Raw genomic sequence first — 16,725 nt, forward strand, 5'->3', positions numbered from 1 at the left:
CCGATCCGCGAGCAATACGAACATCAGGGTCACCCCTACTATGCCAGTGCCCGGCTCTGGGATGACGGCATCATCGACCCGGTCGACACTCGCCGCGTTCTCGGTCTGGCGATATCGGCCTCACTCAATGCGCCGATTGAACAGGGCCGTTTCGGCGTCTTCAGGATGTAGTCGAGGTATTGAAGAATTTTCAGGGTATTCAATTGTTTAGAAACCTTTTCTCGACTCGATCACAATTGCTTATCGCGGTCGCGCTGCTTTCCTTCGGCGCCGAGACAGTTATCGCCGCCGAGCTCCCATCGGGCTGGCTGCAGACTCGCGACCAGAATCCGTTTGCCCTAGCGACCGGCCTGCCCCTCGCTCCCGGCATTCCTGCGGCGAAACGCTGGCAATTCGACGCTACATTCAATATCGCCAATACCGAGCTCGAACAGTTCTCGGGCAATTCCTCCTTGTTGTTTGATGCCGAAACCCACGAATCCCGGTTCAGCGCCGCCTATGCATTCAACGATCACTGGAGCCTGCGCGGCTCGATCAGTCACCTTCAGATCAGCAGCGGCTTCCTTGACGGCCCGATCGAGCGCTTCCATCGCATATTCGGTTTCGACAACGGGGATCGGGGTCACCTGGGGCTGCAAGCACCAACCGTCGAGGTACGCCATGACGGCACCGTGTTGTACGCGCTGGATAGCAGCCAGTCGGGCAGCGGCCCCCTGCTCATCGATCTGACCCGCAGCTGGCAGCTCGCGGAGCAAGGTGTGGCGGGCATCACGCTGGGCGGCAAATTCCCGACCGGCAGCCAGTCGCGCTTGAGCGACAGTGGCAGCACGGATTTTTCGATCTCGGCATTCACGTTGCTCGCGCTTGGCGAACGCTTGACGCTCGGTGCCCGCGCCGGCCTGCTTTATCAGAATGACAATCGGCTGCTCGACAATCTGGCACGCAGTCAGGTGCCATTCGCCAGTCTCTTGTTACGCTACCGACTCGGCAAAAAATGGAGCGCCTTTGTCCAGTCGGATGCGCATGGCGCGCTATACCGGGATCTGCCCGACTTTCTCGGCAGCGCCAGCAATCAATTGAATATCGGATTCAGCCGTCGATTCGGCGAGCGAGCAGAGTTTCAGGCCAGCCTCGGTGAAGATTTGCCCGCGCTGCATACCACCGACGTCGTGCTCAGCTTCAACTTGCGCATCCAGCCAAGGAACTGAGCGCTGCGACATTCTGCCTTGTTGGTTTGGCCAAGCCTGCCCGGATATTCCTGCGTGAAGTGGAGACTCCTGTACGGAGTATCCGCGTGTTTTTCAAACCCTCAGGAGATTCGTCATGTTTCGCAATCTTTTCGCCGCCGCTTCCCTGTTCCTGATTTCTTCTTCGGCATTTGCCGCCTGTTCGGTCGAAATTGACGGCAACGATGCCATGAAGTTCGACAAGACCAACATCGAAGTTCCGAAAACCTGCAAGGAATTCACCGTCAACCTGACCCACTCCGGCAAGCTGGCCAAGAATGTCATGGGCCACAACTGGGTACTGACCAAAACCAGCGACATGCAGGGCGCCGCGACAGATGGCATGTCGGCAGGACTCGACAAGGAATACGTCAAAGCCGACGACAGCCGCGTCATCGCGCACACCAAGGTCATTGGTGCCGGTGAAACCACGTCCGTGACCTTCGCCGTGGACAAGCTCGCAGCTGACGGCAAGTACTCGTACTTCTGCTCGTTCCCGGGCCACTGGTCGCTGATGAAGGGCACGCTCACACTCAAGTAAGTCGTTTCGACACACAGTCGTCCTGTTGATCCGGGCATTGCCCGGATCTTGGCGATTGCGTACCGGTCCGTGCCCGCCCTGATGCCATCAAAGACTTCGAGCGGCTCGGATTTCAAGGATGCATGTGGGACAATTCGGGGCTGCATGCAATCGCTGCGGCCCCGTAGCTCAGCTGGATAGAGCGTCCCCCTCCTAAGGGGAAGGTCAGAGGTTCGAATCCTCTCGGGGTCGCCAAATGCCCCGACGCCGACGATGAATATCCCATCTGCCAAAGATCACGGCACAACCGTCAGCTTGCCGATCGACGTTGTCTCGATCCAGTCGCAAGTGGTTTACGGGCATGTCGGCAACAGTGTCGCCGTGCCGACCCTGCAGGGTTTTGGACTGCGCGTGGCCGCGGTGCCCAGCGTCATCCTCAGCAACACGCCGCACTACCCGAGCATGCACGGCGGAGCGTTGCCGCCGGACTGGTTAGCCGGCTATCTCGATGACCTCATTGCCCGTGGCGCACTGGCCCGGGCCAGATCCGTTCAGATCGGCTACCTCGGCAACCCGGAACAAATCGAACTGATCACCCGCTGGCTTGAGCGTGCGTTGGTAGTGCAGCCTGCGTTGCGCGTGCAGGTCGATCCGGTCATCGGCGATTTCGACCATGGCATCTACGTCGACCCGCGCATGACCCCCGCCTGGCGCCGGCTGCTGCCGCATGCGCATGGGCTGACTCCCAATCATTTTGAACTTGAGCAACTCAGCGAGTGCACGCTGTCCAGCCTCGATGAATGCATCGGCGCAGCCCGCAGCCTGCTGACCGGCGCCACCGAGTGGGTCGTGGTGACCAGTGCCGCGCCGCGCATCTGGAGTGCCAGCGAGATGCATGTGCTCGCCGTGAGCCGCGATCAGCACAAAGTCTTCACCCACCCGCGCTTCGCCTGCGCGGTCAAGGGCGGCGGTGACCTGTTCAGCGCTCACCTGACTGGCTGGACACTTGCCGGCAAGACCTTGTTCGAGGCGGTCGACCGGGCCAGCCATGACGTGGTCGGGATCCTGGACCGTACGCGTCGACTGGGATGGGAAGAGCTGGCCCTGGCGTTCCCCGCAGTGCCCCACGCCGACCGCTGACAAGGCGCCAATTCCCGACAACCGCCAGGTCCGTGCATCGTGTGCGTCGAAGCAAGGCGCTCAATGGAATTCGACACGCTGTCGATCAGGGACACCCGGCGCCGGCCGCAACCGTGTGCGACCGGGCCGGATAACCTTGTCCTCAATCGTCCGGCAGGACGGCCGCTCCCTCGCGCGCCTGTCGGCCAAGCTGACTGAGCATGGCCAGCGTCATCGCCACGCCGCGACGTGCATCGGCATCGCGATTGAGTCGCCGCAGCGACTGCCACACCGTGGGCGGCTCGTCTTCCGCGCCCGCCTGGGCGGCGGCGTAGTTCACTAGATTGCTGATGTTGAACGCACCGGTGACCACGTTTTCGTAACCCTTCATCAGCTTCTGGATCATCGCGTCATCGGCCATGTCGACAACGTCCGACACGGCCGACAGCAGATCGACAAGATTGTGCAGGCGCTGGCCTTGCAGCAGTGGCGCAAGTTTGCCGATCAGATCGTCGATGCCTTGCACGGTGGCCGGATCATTCAACTGCGGGTTGTTGCGCAGCAGCGCATCGAACGACGTGTTCTTGGCTATTTCGGTAGTCATGTTGTTCTCCTTGTTCAAACCACGCCGCGGGCTACGGACCAATACACGCCGCGATTGAATGCCTTGCGCATCAGGCCGCCAATCTTGGTCGCCGGTGTCGGTATCACATCGGAATCGTAGTCGTACCAGAGCGGCATGCCGGCATCGAGACCCATTTGCGCGATCGCCTGCACCTTGCCGTCGTACGCGGCCACGGTATTGCCCACGCGCATCAATCCGGCGATGTTGTCGCAGATCACCGGCGACTGGTTGTGGCAACTGCCGCCGGCCTTGCTGATCGGCAGATCGACGGTATCGCCCATCACGAACACGTTGGCGAATCCTTCCAGCTGCAGGCTCTCGCGGTCAGTCGGCAACCAGCCCTCGTTGTTCGGTGCCTGGGAGATGCCCGAGTTGAGCACCGCGTCCACCGCACGGATCGGCGGAGTCTGCATGAGGATGGCGAATTCAGTGGACTCGCCCTCCTCCGAATAAGCCACCTTGGCCTCGGCATCGACCCGCGAAAGGGTGAAGCCGCGCTGGTGCTTGATGCCCTTCGACTCGAACACCGTCGGCAGCACTTCGCCAACCGGTCGTTGCAGGAACAGGCAGTTGCGCAGCAGTTGCGAGACGGTCGGATAGGTATAGACGATCTCGATCTGGTCGCGCACACCGCGCTTGCGCAGGAAATCATCCAGCATCAGCGTGGTTTCCATCGGCGCGATGCCGCATTGATGGGGCACGTTGGGCGTCTGCGGGAAGGTCACGCCGATGAAGATGCGGCCTTTCTCGATGGTGCGCAGCTTGTGGTAAAGCTGCATGGCCGGATCGTGTTGATAGAAATGATCACCGGCTTCCTTCAACCCGGGGATGCGCTCGGGCGAGGGAATGCAGCCGGTTGATACGACCAGATAGTCGTAACGGTGATCCTTGCCCGAAGCCAGGCGCAGACGGCTGTCCTTGAAATCAAATCCCTCCACTTCGTCCAGCAGCAGCTTCACCTCCGGCCGCAACAGCGTGTGCAAACGCCGACGCAGTTCATTCTTGTAGAACATTCCGAACGCCACGTACATGAAGGCCGGCTTGTAGTAGTGCCACGGACTGTTGGAGATCAGACTCACGCGTGCCTTGCCGGCACGAATCTCCGGTAGCAGCTTGGCGACAAGGTTGTTGGCGGTCATGGTGCCGCCAATTCCTCCGCCGACAACGACAATATCCTGGATGTTCATTATTCTCTTACTCCCGTAGTAGACGGTTATCGAAGCGGATTTTCCATTGCGTCGGGAAGCGTCTGGCCAGCCCGATTGAAGAGTTTCCGCATTGCCTGGAACGGCAGCAGAATCGACCCATGGCGCGAGGGAACACCCTTGATCAGCGTGAATATTTCCATTTCCTCCCAATCGCAGTGAGTCGCGCTGCCATCAAGAATGGCCTGCACCTGTTCCTCCAGGCGCCGCAGAGTGGCCAGATCCAAATTCAATGCATGCCTGGCGAAGATGGCCGTCGAGGCCTGACCCAGCGAACAGGCACGCACGCGATAGCCAATCTCGCAGACCCGCGCGCCTTCCGTTCGCGCATCAAGGGTCAACTGGCTTCCACACTCCGGGCTGTGGACCGTTACCGAGTCCGCAGGCGGCACTGACAGACGCCGATCCTTGCGCACCTCCGAGCTGTACTGCTTGAGCATCGGATAAAGCGCAGCGAGATCAGCCGATACGTCTCGATTCATCATGAGGCCCCGCTGCAGGGTCGCTCTTGACCATAGCCGATGGCGTCATCAAAGGCCAACCGGCCGCGCAGAATCACCTGTGGTCAACTGTCGCATCGTGCGCGCACATGTGACTTGCTCGCTTTTGCAGTTTCTATCACGCAGCAGGATTCATGTCCGAATCCCAGAGCCGGATACCATCGAACAATCCAGAGTTTGCGTTCAGACCGGCAAACGGGTCAGCTTGAGCACACGCAAATCATCGGCGAAGTCGAGCAGCAAACGCCGCACACGATCCTGCCAGATACGGGCGAACTCCTGCTTCTGCGCGTCACTGGCGGAATCCTGCAAGATGGCCATGATCAGCGGGCGCATCTGCGGGTCGCCGGGGACCGGCGCGGTATTCAGTTCCACCGTCACGCTGTCACCGGTGTCGCGGCGACGAAAGCCGATCGCATCGGACTCCGGGCTTGCGGCAAAGCTCATCAGGCCATCGCGAGCGTGGCGCCCACCCAGCCCCTGAAATCCATTCTCGGCGGCGGCCCCCGTCAGCAAGGTCAAAACCTGGGCAACCACGCCGGTGGTTCCGTGATGTGGCGGAGCCGGCATCGATACTTCGACCATGCCGCGCTCTGCTCGTCCATCCGGATACAACGCCCGCAGCGCGGCACGACCGGTCAGAAAGGCACCCGCAACGGTCGGACAGGAATGGCCGGCCAGGCGCACGACATCGGCGTAACAGTAGTCGAGAAAACCGTCAGCGGACGCACCAAGCAGCTTGGCCAATGGATCGAAGGTCTGGACGATCGGTGCCTGCGCGTAGAAATCGGGGAAAGTCATTGCGTGTTCTCCATTGGAAAAGCAGGCATCCGCGATGGTCTCCGGCAGCCATCCCGGGGCGTCAGCCAAAGACGAAGCCGGGATCAGCCGAGCGCCCGCTGAAATGATCAGACAAATACTTTTCGCCTTTGTCGCAGAAAATAGTGACCACCGTCTGCAACTCCGGATAGCGCTCGCGGACTTGATGCGCGGCGAGCAGGTGGGCACCGGAACTCGGTCCGCAAAGCAGACCAAACTGCCGTGCCAGACGCTTCATCTCGGTGACTGCTGCGGCACTGGAAACGCTGGTCATCTCGTCAACCAGCGCCGAGTTGCGCTGGAAAATGCCAGGCACGAAACCATCGGAGATTCCCTCGATCGCATGTCCGGCAATTTCACCGCAGAGGATGGTCTGTGATTCGCTGGGCTCCATCGCAAACAGACGCACCTTTGGATTCGCCTGGCGAAACGCCTGACCCACGCCAATCAGCGTGCCGCCTGTACCGACACCGAGAACGAGTGCATCGGGAAGTCGTCCGGGTGGCAGTTGAGCGAGAATTTCCGGGCCGAGGACCATGCGGTTCTCTTCGATATTGCATTCCGAATCGAACTGACTCGGACAGAAGTAACCGGGCTGCTCGCCAATCTCGCGTGCCCGCTGCAAGGCCTGATCAACATGGAAATCGCCGCAAAACAAGACCTCGGCACCGAAAGCGCGCGAAATTGCCACGCGCTCGCTGGACAGGCCTTCAGGCATGACCACCAGCATGCGGTAGCCCTTGACTGCGGCGACCATGGCCAGCGCATTGCCGGTGTTGCCGCTGGTCGCTTCGACGATCGTATCGCCCGGTCGCAACAAGCCGCGTTGCTCGGCGCGCTCGATCATGTAGTGGGCAATGCGTGCCTTGATCGAACCTGAGGGATTGAGGAACTCAAGCTTGACGAAGATACCTTCGACCTCAAGCAACGGCGTGTCGCCGATGGCATCGAGAATATTGGCCGACACGCCCCGGTAGCGGACCGGGTTCGATGTGACCGAAGCAGCGTCGAGACGGGCTGAATCATTGTGTGTCATGGGGAAACTCCCTGATTGAAAGCCGATGTGTCCAGATTAGCCCAAAGCCAGCGGCTATTTGGCTTTCGTCGAATGACACTCAGCCCTCATTGTGCACAACCGCAATGAGCTCACCCTCGGCCAACAGCGAATTGGAGATCAGGCAACTCCTCTTGGCCTTGTGCAGTGCCTTCTGCGCGGCTTCGATATCGGTGTCGGCGGGAACGTGCAGATCGGCGTTCAGGATGTAGTCGGTGAAGCGGGTCACGCCATCGACGCGATCAAGCTTCGCATCCACGCTGCACTGGACACGTGTCCACGTCAGCCCACTGGCGCGGGCAATCGCACGAAAGCTGAGCACGAAACAATCAGCAATTGCACCGACCAGCAAGGTTTCCGGCGACCAGGCGTCGCCGGGACCACCGAACTCGGCCGGAGGCCAGCTTTCGATTGCGTCGAGGCCCGCCGAAGTCAGTGTCACTGCGCCTTCGAGTTCCGCGCTTCCTGCAACCCGGTAAATATGTGGATACGCTTGCATGGCCATGCTCCGGAGGGTCGATCCGGTCAGCGTATCGAAGGTGTCAGCAGATCATGCTGACCCAGATCAAGCGCAGCTCCGAAACGGTGCCGACAAGCTTGCACCACTTGATCAGCATTGCCTTAGAATCCCTGTCCACCAGGCAAACGGGAATCAGTGTAGTGATGGATCAAACGGCTCTGGGTGATCTGCGCGAGCAGGCGGAAGGCGCATCCCGACAGGCGCGTGCGCCCTATTCCAACCTCTTTGTTGGCGCTGCACTGCGTTCGGCAAGCGGCCAGATCCACCGTGGCTGCAACGTCGAGAACGGTGCCTTGCCGCTCGGCAGTTGTGCCGAGCGTGGCGCGATCGCTGCCGCGGTTCTGGCCGAAGGGCCGGATTTCGGTCTGGTCGAAATCGCCGTAGTGGCAAAGACTGCGGATGGCAGCATTCAAGCGGTTTCACCGTGTGGCGCCTGCCGCCAGTTGATCGCCGAGTCCGGCCCGACGGCGCGAGTCGGTTTCTATTCCGCCAACGGCGAATGGATCATCACCACGAGCGCGGAGTTGCTGCCCTACGCCTTCGTCCTGCCCGAATCCTGAGCATCGGTGTCCGCTTTCAGCAGGCTGTCGAGGACGAGTTCCGCCGCTTGAGCCAGACCGCGTTCGCGCTGGTCAGCGGGCATGTGCTCGTCACGCTCCAGGTGATCGGTCATGGTCAGTAGCGAGAGGGCCTGGATGTTTTCGCGCATGGCGACCGCGTAGAGTCCGGCCGATTCCATTTCGATCCCGCAAATTCGATGGCGTGCCAACAGCGGCAGGATGTCAGTGTCACCCGCGTAGAAGCAGTCGGTACTGAATACATGCGCAACTCGCACAGACCGGTTGCTCCGCTGCGCCTGCGCGCGCACTGCACACATCAATTCGAAATCGGCGCATGCAGACAAATCGTGACCGCCGAAATGCAGGCGGTTGAAATTCGAATCAGTCGAGGCAGACTGGGCCAGCAGCAGGTCACCCATCGCCACATCACCGATGCCGCCGCAAGTACCGATACGAGCAATGCGCTTGACCGCGTAGACGCGCGCCAGCTCGGTGGCGTAGATCGCACATGAGGGAATGCCCATGCCGCTGCCCATGGCCGTCACCGGCTCGCCGCGATAGGTACCGGTGAAGGCCAGCATGTTGCGGCGTGTATTGACCTCGATGCAGTTGTCGAAAAATTGCGTGGCGATGTGCCGCGCGCGCAATGGATCACCAGGCAACAATACAGTCGCTGCGATGCTGCCGATTTCGGCGGCGATATGCGGAGTGTTCATCGGCTGATCTCGATCGATCGATGCAGGAAGTTGTCATCGGCGGCGAGTGTCGGCAGGCGCGGACGACCGGCCACGCGCTGGCTGATGTCGGCAAAGCGGCCACGCCAGTCGTCGCACCTCCGTCGGATCAGCGCCGCCCTGCTCTCGGCTTTCACGATGCCGGGGAAATGGCCGCGACAAGCTCGCCAAACAGGCTGCTTGCACCGATCCGAAAATGCGTCGCCGTAACCCACGAAGAACCGAACCTCGCATTCGCCTGAGCCAGATAGGATTCGCCCTGCTCGAGAGTGCGAATTCCCCCGGCCACCTTGATGCCGCAACGTCCGCCGTGTTCGGCGATAGCTTCGAGCATGATCGCGCTGGCCTCCAGGGTCGCGTTGACGGCAACCTTGCCGGTTGAAGTCTTGAGGAAGTCCACAGACTCGGCGAGTCCAATCACACAAGCCGCGCGAATCCGTTGCGGAGTCTGCAACAGACCGGTTTCGAGGATCAGCTTGAGGATGATTTCGGATCCGCAGATTTCGCGACAGGCCGCGACCAGGCTCTGCGCGGCAAGCCGATCGGCAGGCGTATCGAGCTTGCGCGGCAAAACGAGGTCGATCTCTTCGGCACCGGCCGCGAGCGAGCGCCGGGTTTCACGCAGCACACGCTCGCGATCCGCGGCGCCGTCCGGAAAATTGACCACGGTAGCAATGCGCACGCCACTTCCCCGCAACGCACGCCGGGCGGTAGTGACGTGCTCCGGATAGACGCAAAGCGCAGCCGGAACGACATACCCGCTGCGCGCCGAAGCACACAGGCTTTCGATTGCTTCCGGCGTGTCGTCTTCGCCAAGGCTGGTCAGATCAAGCAGTGGCAGCAGACGCAAGGCGAGCGCGCGTCGGCTATCGCATGCCGGGTGCAGTTCCATTTCGGTTGCCATGGTCATACGGGCATTCCAGATAGTCCGCCCCACAATCTAGGCTGCGCACAACAGGCCCGCCTTGACTTGAGACAAGTCCCGGCTGGAAACCAGGTCGGCCTGGTCCTCGAACGAGCGGCGCCAGGAGCCAAGATGACGCTGAAATGGCCCATCCAGGCCGCAGCCGAGCATGAACCCGGGCGCTGCGCCATCCCACATCAGTCGGGTCGATGCCGATCAACGTCTGCCGTAAAATCGACCGGGGACCGACGCTACCGGCGACCCTCAATTTAGACAACGCTACCGCCTCGAAACCCTTGCAACGTCACAAATGCCTCACCAAGGAGAGTCGACCCTGAGCACCCCGATCGACCGTCGTGGACTTGTCGCGGCCAGCGCCGCGTTCATCCTGTGGGGCTTGATGCCACTGTATTGGCATCTGCTAAAGGCCGTGCCATCGCTGCAGATCATCGCCCATCGTATTGTCTGGAGCACCTTGCTGGTCGTCGGCTGGTTGCTCTGGCGCTATGGTCGCGGCTGGTTGCGCGAAACGCTGCGACAACCTCGCGCGATCTGGATGCTTGCACTTTCCGGCATGTTCATCGCGTTCAACTGGGGCCTGTATATCTGGGCCGTGAACGCGGGCCATGTCGTCGAAACCAGCCTCGGCTATTTCATCAATCCGCTGCTCAATGTCGTACTCGGCGTGGCCTTGCTTGGCGAACGTCTGAATCGCGTGCAGTGGGTATCAATCGCGATCGCTACCGCGGGTGTGCTGTGGCTGACCTTCAACTACGGCAGCTTTCCGTGGATCGCGCTGACTCTCGCATTTTCGTTTGGAACCTACGGCCTCATTCGCAAGATCGTCGCGGTGCCGCCGGTACGCGGACTTGGCGTCGAAAGCTTGTACCTGGTCCTGCCGGCACTGGGATTTCTGCTTTGGAGCGAGATCAATGGCAGTGGCGGATTCGTCGCCGCCTCGAGTTCAGGGGGCTGGGGACTGGGCGCGGATCTGTTGCTGATTCTTGGCGGCGCATTGACCGCGATTCCCCTGATCGCCTACGCAGACGCCGTGCGCCGGATACCGTTCTCGATGGTTGGCTTGATGCAATATATCGCGCCAACGCTGCAACTCCTGTGCGGCGTACTGATCTTTGGCGAACCTTTTGGTAGTGAGCGAATGTTCGGATTCGCCCTGATCTGGATCGCTCTGGCAATTTTCGCGACCGAGGGCGTCATTCGTTCGAGACGTCGTCCGGTGATTCTGCCTGCAGGGCCCTGATCGCCATTTTCCGCATGAGATCGGCATTCGCTCACAGCGAGAAAATTGCAATTCAGTCTTGGCGACTCTTGGAAAGCAGGAGTATGGTTGTTCAGACTCAGGTCGGAGGTGTCGCATTGCGACGGCATCGACGGGGAAGCCTGATTCCACCAAAAACCTTCAAGCCATCGGTAATTCTTTCGATCGACTTTGCCGGATCACCCGAGGCTTGAATCTGCTCCATTGCGTCATTCTGATCAGGAGTTCAGCGAAACAACCATTGTCGGCGTTCACCAAACCCGGTGCGCGTTGAAGAACCGGGGAGTAAAGACATGGCACGCGATAAAGTACCCACGCTTGATGAATTTGTTGACGGCCTGGACAAGCGCAATCCAGGACAACCGGAGTTCATCCAGGCCGTAAAGGAAGTGGCCGAAAACGTTCTCGAATACGTCAACGACCACCCCAAGTACAACGAGCACCAGATCCTCGAACGCATGGCCGAACCGGATCGCGCACTCTCTTTCCGCGTTTGCTGGCAAGACGACGAAGGCAATATCCGCGTCAATAGGGGCTACCGAATCCAGAACAACAATGCGATCGGCCCGTACAAGGGCGGTATCCGCTTTCATCCAAGCGTCAACCAGAGCGTCCTCAAATTCCTCGCCTTTGAACAGACCTTCAAGAACGCCCTGACCGGCCTGCCGATGGGTGGCGCCAAGGGCGGAGCAAACCTTGATCCGAAGGGCAAGAGCGATGCCGAGATCATGCGTTTCTGCCAATCGTTCATCACTGAACTGTATCGCCATGTCGGTGAAGACGTAGATATTCCGGCCGGCGACATCGGCGTCGGTGGTCGCGAGATCGGCTACATGTTTGGCCAGTACAAGCGCATCACCAATCGCTATGTTGGCGTGCTCACCGGCAAGGGCCTGGAGTTTGGCGGCAGCCCAATCCGGGTTGAGGCGACGGGCTATGGCGCGGTGTATTTCATGGAAGACATGCTCAAGCGCGTCAACGAACAAATCGACGGTCGCATCTGCGTGATTTCGGGCTCGGGCAATGTCGCCCAGCACGCGGTCGAAAAAGTCCTGGCCCTCGGCGGCAAGCCCGTTTCGCTGAGTGACTCCTCCGGATTCATTTACGACAAGAGCGGCATCACCACCGAAAAACTCGCTTTCGTCAAGGAGCTGAAGAACAAGCGTCGCGGGCGAATCGAGGAATACGCCAAGGAGTTCGGCGCGGAGTTCCATGCCGGTCAGCGACCATGGGCAATCGCCGGTGAACTGGCATTCCCCTGCGCGACACAGAATGAGATCAGTGGCGAAGACGCAAAGATCATGTTGAAGAATGGAATCATCGCAGTGGCCGAAGGAGCAAACATGCCCTCGACTCTCGATGCCGTGAGGTTGTTCCACGAGGCGAGGATCAAGTTCGCCCCCGGCAAAGCCGCCAATGCAGGCGGCGTCGCCGTCTCCGGCCTCGAAATGAGCCAGAACTCGGCCCGAATCACCTGGAAGGAACCCGAGCTGCAACGACTCCTGCGCGACATCATGCAGGAGATCCACGATCGCTGTCAGCGATACGGCGGCGTCGCCGGCGACAAGAATTACATCGATTACGTCAAGGGTGCCAACGTCGCCGGGTTTGTCAAAGTTGCCGATGCAATGATTGCGCAAGGTGTTGTTTAGCAAACAACAGTACAACACACGCTTTTTATCATCGACCCCGGAGAACAGGGCGGGAACCGCTACGCGACTTCCGTCCGGTCCCGACCAACTCCCTCCCATGGTCTCTGCGCTTATCGCCTTTGCGAAGCGCGCCATGCAATCGAATCGTCGGTGCAGAAAAATTCGATCGATTAGGGCCTGTTCACACTGTTACGACGAATGGCGTTGCGCGCCCAGATGCTCCAGGCAAGGCGGGGGCCTTGGTGGTTCCAAGGGCAAGGAGGTCGCCGACGCATGGGGCATCTGGGCGCAAAACCCTCCGGGACGGGGCCAGAAAGCCCCATCGCCACGTCAGTCGTCGCTCATTTGGAATGACCAAACCACGCTCCTCTGTCCTTGCGCTGCGACTTTCCGGCCTCCGGCGCCATCGCCGGAATAGTGCGAACAGGCCCTAGTTTCTGGCACCTGCTTGCTTGATACTCGATGCGTCACCGTGAAACAAGGGAACGGCAGGATGCCCATGAAGCCTTTCATTCGAAGGATGATTCTTGCCGCCGGATCGGTATTCGCCGCGATCCTGATCGCGATTCCGCACTTCGTGCGTGCCGGACAGATTGATATCCAGGGACCACCAGGTAGCGGTCTGTTCGGCAGCAGGGTTGCCGTGCTTCCAAACGGCAATATTGTCGTCGCAGACCCATGGTTCTCGACAACCGAGGCCAATCGTGTCGGAGCGGTTCATCTTTATGATCCCTCTGGCTCACTGATCAGCACGTTGACCGGTAGCAGTGACAATGACCATGTCGGCCAGGGCCGGATCGTGGTCCTTGCCAACGGCAATTTTGTCGTATCGACCCCCGACTGGAACAACGCTGGTGCAAATCACGCCGGAGCCGTCACCTGGATGGATGCCGACAGCGGTCTCAGCGGTGTGGTGTCATCCGGAAACTCGCTGGTCGGTACAACGACGAACGATTATGTCGGTGGATACAGGGACGTTGTCGCCCTGACCAATGGCCACTACGTTGTCGTCAGTAGCAATTGGTCAAATGGCGGAGCAGTCAGTGCCGGCGCGGTGACTTGGGGCAATGGCAACGGCGGTACGGTCGGTGCAATTTCATCCACCAATTCGCTGATTGGAACCGAAGCCAATGATCGCGTTGGCCAAAACCAGGACTTCTTCGGCAATCTTGCCGTGTTGCCGAATGGCAACTACGTGGTCACCAGTTGGCGCTGGCATCAGGCGAGTTTGGACAACCAGGGTGCGGTCACCTGGGGTAATGGCGAAGGCGGCACAATCGGGCCGGTTTCACTTGAGAATTCATTGCTGGAAACGACTGATTGTTCCAGCGACACCGGCGCAATCAGCCAGATCACGGTATTGGACAACAGCAACTATCTCGTCACAAGCCCATGCTGGGACAACGGCACGATGACCGATGTCGGTGCGGTGACGTGGGCCGACGGAAGCCAGCCGACATCGGCCGTGGTTTCATCCGCCAATTCGTTGATCGGTACACACAGCTCCGATCGGGTAGGCGTACTCGGAACGATCGTCCTCGCCAACGGAAATTACGTTGTCCGCAGCTGGCACTGGAACGCTGGCCGCGGTGCGGCGACCTGGATCGACGGAAGCAGAACTCTGATTGCGGGCGTAGTCTCGCCAGCCAACTCATTGGTCGGATCAACCGTGGGTGACTATGCAAGCGGGCTGACGACCGCCCTTGCCAACGGACACTATGTTGTCGGCAGCTGGTCGTGGAGCAGCCCCAATATCCCACGTGTGGGTGCGGTCACATGGGCCGATGGCACAACCGGCCTGGCCGGTTCGATATCTGCGGCAAATTCGCTGACCGGATCGTCAGAAAATGATGTGGTCGGCTTTGCCGGAGTCACCGCGCTCGCAAATGGCAATTATGTTGTTGCGAGTCCTTCATGGTCCAATGGACCGCTGAACGATGTCGGGGCCATCACCTTAGCCGATGGCAACGGACCGACGATCGGCCAGATCAGCTCGAACAATTCCATGATCGGAAGCCGGACCAACGATCGCGTCGGCGGCCGCGGCATCACCGCTCTGTCGAACGGAGCCTTCGTCGCCGCCAGTCCCGAGTGGAGCAATGCCGGTATCCCCAAAGCCGGTGCAGTCACCTGGGCCGATGGCGTGAGCATGCTCTCGGGAACCGTGTCACCGGCGAACTCATTGGTCGGCACGACAGCCAATGATTCCGTCGGCGACGGAAGCATCGAGGTGCTCGGCAACGGTAACTATGTCATCGCGAGCTCGCGATGGAACGATGGCAACCTGGTCGGCGCAGGTGCTACGACTTGGGCGGATGGCACTCACGGTCTAACTGGTGATGTCTCCCGCTCCAACTCCTTGGTTGGCACCTACGACCGCAACTTCATGGGCTTGCAGCTCACGTCTTTGGACGACGGGAACTACGCCGCCGGAGCAGCGAATGGCCAGGGGAGCTACTCAATCAACAGCTTGACTCTCAGCAATGGCCACCACGGTACGAGCGGAACGGTGCAAGCCTGGAATACCTTGTTCGCCGATATTGGAAACGCGACCTTCGGTACAGAAATCGCTTACGACGCCACTCGTGCGCGACTTGTTGTTGGGCGGCCGAATGCAAATGTCGTCACTCTCTTCAGCATTGACGATTCAATTTTTGCTGGCGGCTTTGAGTGAATCGAAGAGTGATGCGATTGCATACAGGTTGGTTGTGCAAGACTTCATGGACCGGGATCGGGGATCGGGGATCGGGGATCGGGGCTCAGCGCTCAACCGAACCAAGGAGTACGTCATGCAGAGGATTCCAACCGGAGCATGGGTCGTGGCGCAGACGGGACTTTCTCCGTTGCAAGTCATTGAGTCCCCACTCAATCTCTTGCCGCCAATCCGCACATGTTCATAGCCTGCCTAATCGCAACACTGTTGCTTGCCGCGATGACGGCATTGCCAATCTCGCGTTCCGAAGTCTGGTGGGAGCGCGCGCTGGATTTTCCACGTCTGCAGTTGGCAGCCGCGGGAGCGTTGCTGCTGCTGATTGAATTCATCACGCTCGACCTCGACTCGATCGCCACCTGGTTTCTGCTTGCAGTGGCTGGTCTCTGCGTTGCATGGCAGGCGTGGTGGATCGTGCCATTCACGCCGCTGGTGTCGATCGAGGTGAAAGACGCGCCGGCCAGTGCCGATCCGGACAATGCGCTCGTCGTGCTTACCTCAAACGTGCTCGGCCCCAATCGTGAGTCGAAAAAGCTGATTGATCTGGTTCGAGCGAACTCACCGGATATCCTGGTGACGCTCGAATCCAACGCGTGGTGGCAAGAGCAGCTCGATCAGCTTGGGTCCGACTTTCCGCATGCGATCAAATGTCCGCTGGAAAATCTCTATGGCATGCATGTCTACTCACGATTGCCGTTGAGTGACAGCCGGATCGAATACCTCGTCGAAACAGGGATTCCTTCAATTCATGCCTGCGTGACTTTGCGTTCCGGCCAGCCGGTAAGCGCACACTTTCTGCATCCCTCGCCGCCCAATCCGCAATTCAATGATCAATCCTCCGAACGCGATGCGGAACTTGTCATGGTGGCCAAACGTGTTGCCGAGAACGACAAGCCAACCATCGTTTGTGGAGATCTGAACGATGTCGCCTGGTCCTCAACGACGCGCCTGTTTCGCAAACTCAGCGGACTGCTCGACCCACGTGTCGGCAGAGGCATGTTCAACACCTTCCATGCCGATTGGTGGTTCATGCGATGGCCGCTGGACCATCTTTTCCACAGCAATCACTTCACCTTGACGAAGCTGTGCCGCTTGCCGTCAATCGGATCGGATCATTTTCCACTGCTCACTGCTCTGCAATTCAGCCCTGAGCATGCGTCGGAACAGGATGGGCTGAACACGGACGCCGATGATCGGGCACGCGGGCAGGCCAAGCAGGCACAACAAGATGTCGATGCGAGCGACGTGCCCGAGCCAGCCAACGATTGATCAGAACCTGCGCGGACTGCGATCCGGGG

At 59.7% G+C, this 16,725-nt stretch carries 18 protein-coding genes and 1 tRNA gene; 10 read left to right on the forward strand and 9 right to left on the reverse strand.

Annotation, left to right across the window (positions count from 1 at the left end):
- From VFN25_RS00850 to pdxK, 5 genes are all read left to right on the forward strand, one after another.
- The coding region (locus VFN25_RS00850; protein ID WP_325137875.1) for a carboxyl transferase domain-containing protein at positions 1-171 on the forward strand (171 nt) is incomplete at its 5' end.
- Positions 172-236: 65 nt separating this feature from the next.
- The gene (locus VFN25_RS00855; protein ID WP_325137810.1) at positions 237-1,208 is read left to right on the forward strand and encodes a DUF3187 family protein; all 972 of its coding nucleotides are present in this window, start codon (positions 237-239) and stop codon (positions 1,206-1,208) included.
- Between the two features lie 115 nt (positions 1,209-1,323).
- Complete coding sequence (azu, locus tag VFN25_RS00860) at positions 1,324-1,767, forward strand: azurin (protein WP_325137812.1); 444 nt, start codon at positions 1,324-1,326, stop codon at positions 1,765-1,767.
- 157 nt (positions 1,768-1,924) lie between these two features.
- Positions 1,925-2,001: transfer RNA gene (locus VFN25_RS00865), tRNA-Arg, on the forward strand.
- 18 nt (positions 2,002-2,019) lie between these two features.
- Positions 2,020-2,886 (forward strand): pyridoxine/pyridoxal/pyridoxamine kinase, encoded by an 867-nt coding sequence (gene pdxK / locus VFN25_RS00870; RefSeq protein WP_325137814.1) that lies wholly within the window; start codon positions 2,020-2,022, stop codon positions 2,884-2,886.
- A gap of 142 nt (positions 2,887-3,028) precedes the next feature.
- Here pdxK and VFN25_RS00875 read toward each other — a convergent pair whose 3' ends face one another.
- The 6 genes from VFN25_RS00875 to VFN25_RS00900 all read right to left on the reverse strand — a co-directional run bounded on the left by VFN25_RS00875 (position 3,029) and on the right by VFN25_RS00900 (position 7,567).
- Positions 3,029-3,469 carry a hypothetical protein gene (locus tag VFN25_RS00875; RefSeq protein ID WP_325137816.1) on the reverse strand — a complete coding sequence of 147 codons (441 nt, stop codon included), beginning with the start codon at positions 3,467-3,469 and terminating at the stop codon, positions 3,029-3,031.
- A gap of 14 nt (positions 3,470-3,483) precedes the next feature.
- The gene (locus tag VFN25_RS00880) at positions 3,484-4,677 is read right to left on the reverse strand and encodes an FAD/NAD(P)-binding oxidoreductase (protein WP_325137818.1); all 1,194 of its coding nucleotides are present in this window, start codon (positions 4,675-4,677) and stop codon (positions 3,484-3,486) included.
- Between the two features lie 26 nt (positions 4,678-4,703).
- A complete protein-coding gene (locus tag VFN25_RS00885; protein WP_325137820.1) occupies positions 4,704-5,180 on the reverse strand; it encodes an iron-sulfur cluster assembly scaffold protein in 477 nt (158 codons plus the stop codon).
- A 198-nt stretch (positions 5,181-5,378) separates the two neighbouring features.
- Positions 5,379-5,996 (reverse strand): hypothetical protein, encoded by a 618-nt coding sequence (locus tag VFN25_RS00890; protein ID WP_325137822.1) that lies wholly within the window; start codon positions 5,994-5,996, stop codon positions 5,379-5,381.
- Between the two features lie 61 nt (positions 5,997-6,057).
- A complete protein-coding gene (locus tag VFN25_RS00895; protein ID WP_325137824.1) occupies positions 6,058-7,050 on the reverse strand; it encodes a cysteine synthase family protein in 993 nt (330 codons plus the stop codon).
- 79 nt (positions 7,051-7,129) lie between these two features.
- Positions 7,130-7,567 (reverse strand): OsmC family protein, encoded by a 438-nt coding sequence (locus VFN25_RS00900; RefSeq protein WP_325137826.1) that lies wholly within the window; start codon positions 7,565-7,567, stop codon positions 7,130-7,132.
- Between the two features lie 164 nt (positions 7,568-7,731).
- Here VFN25_RS00900 and VFN25_RS00905 point away from each other — a divergent pair, with 164 nt between their 5' ends.
- Positions 7,732-8,148, forward strand: a complete 417-nt coding sequence (locus tag VFN25_RS00905) for a cytidine deaminase (protein WP_325137877.1) — start codon at positions 7,732-7,734, stop codon at positions 8,146-8,148.
- Here the strand turns inward: VFN25_RS00905 and deoD are convergent.
- Genes deoD through deoC form a run of 3 tightly spaced genes read right to left on the reverse strand, consistent with a single transcriptional unit; the run spans position 8,121 to position 9,792 of the window.
- Positions 8,121-8,864 carry a purine-nucleoside phosphorylase gene (deoD, locus tag VFN25_RS00910; RefSeq protein ID WP_325137828.1) on the reverse strand — a complete coding sequence of 248 codons (744 nt, stop codon included), beginning with the start codon at positions 8,862-8,864 and terminating at the stop codon, positions 8,121-8,123. The two genes, VFN25_RS00905 and deoD, sit on opposite strands and share 28 nt — an antisense overlap.
- Positions 8,861-9,019, reverse strand: coding sequence for a hypothetical protein (locus tag VFN25_RS00915; protein WP_325137830.1), 159 nt, complete (start codon positions 9,017-9,019; stop codon positions 8,861-8,863). The genes deoD and VFN25_RS00915 overlap by 4 nt, the downstream gene beginning before the upstream one ends.
- Complete coding sequence (deoC, locus tag VFN25_RS00920) at positions 9,016-9,792, reverse strand: deoxyribose-phosphate aldolase (RefSeq protein ID WP_325137832.1); 777 nt, start codon at positions 9,790-9,792, stop codon at positions 9,016-9,018. Before deoC ends, VFN25_RS00915 begins: the two co-directional genes overlap by 4 nt.
- A 304-nt stretch (positions 9,793-10,096) precedes the next feature.
- Between deoC and rarD the strand changes: the two genes are divergently transcribed.
- From rarD to VFN25_RS00940, 4 genes are all read left to right on the forward strand, one after another.
- Positions 10,097-11,047, forward strand: a complete 951-nt coding sequence (rarD, locus tag VFN25_RS00925) for an EamA family transporter RarD (RefSeq protein ID WP_325137834.1) — start codon at positions 10,097-10,099, stop codon at positions 11,045-11,047.
- A 311-nt stretch (positions 11,048-11,358) separates the two neighbouring features.
- On the forward strand, positions 11,359-12,717 hold the full coding sequence (gene gdhA / locus VFN25_RS00930; RefSeq protein ID WP_325137836.1) for an NADP-specific glutamate dehydrogenase: 1,359 nt from the start codon (positions 11,359-11,361) through the stop codon (positions 12,715-12,717).
- Between the two features lie 499 nt (positions 12,718-13,216).
- The gene (locus VFN25_RS00935; RefSeq protein WP_325137838.1) at positions 13,217-15,391 is read left to right on the forward strand and encodes a hypothetical protein; all 2,175 of its coding nucleotides are present in this window, start codon (positions 13,217-13,219) and stop codon (positions 15,389-15,391) included.
- A gap of 216 nt (positions 15,392-15,607) precedes the next feature.
- Positions 15,608-16,696 carry an endonuclease/exonuclease/phosphatase family protein gene (locus VFN25_RS00940; RefSeq protein WP_325137840.1) on the forward strand — a complete coding sequence of 363 codons (1,089 nt, stop codon included), beginning with the start codon at positions 15,608-15,610 and terminating at the stop codon, positions 16,694-16,696.
- Positions 16,697-16,725: the final 29 nt, after the last annotated feature.

The organism is Dokdonella sp. (assembly GCF_035703485.1).
Taxonomy (GTDB): Bacteria; Pseudomonadota; Gammaproteobacteria; order Xanthomonadales; family Rhodanobacteraceae; genus Dokdonella.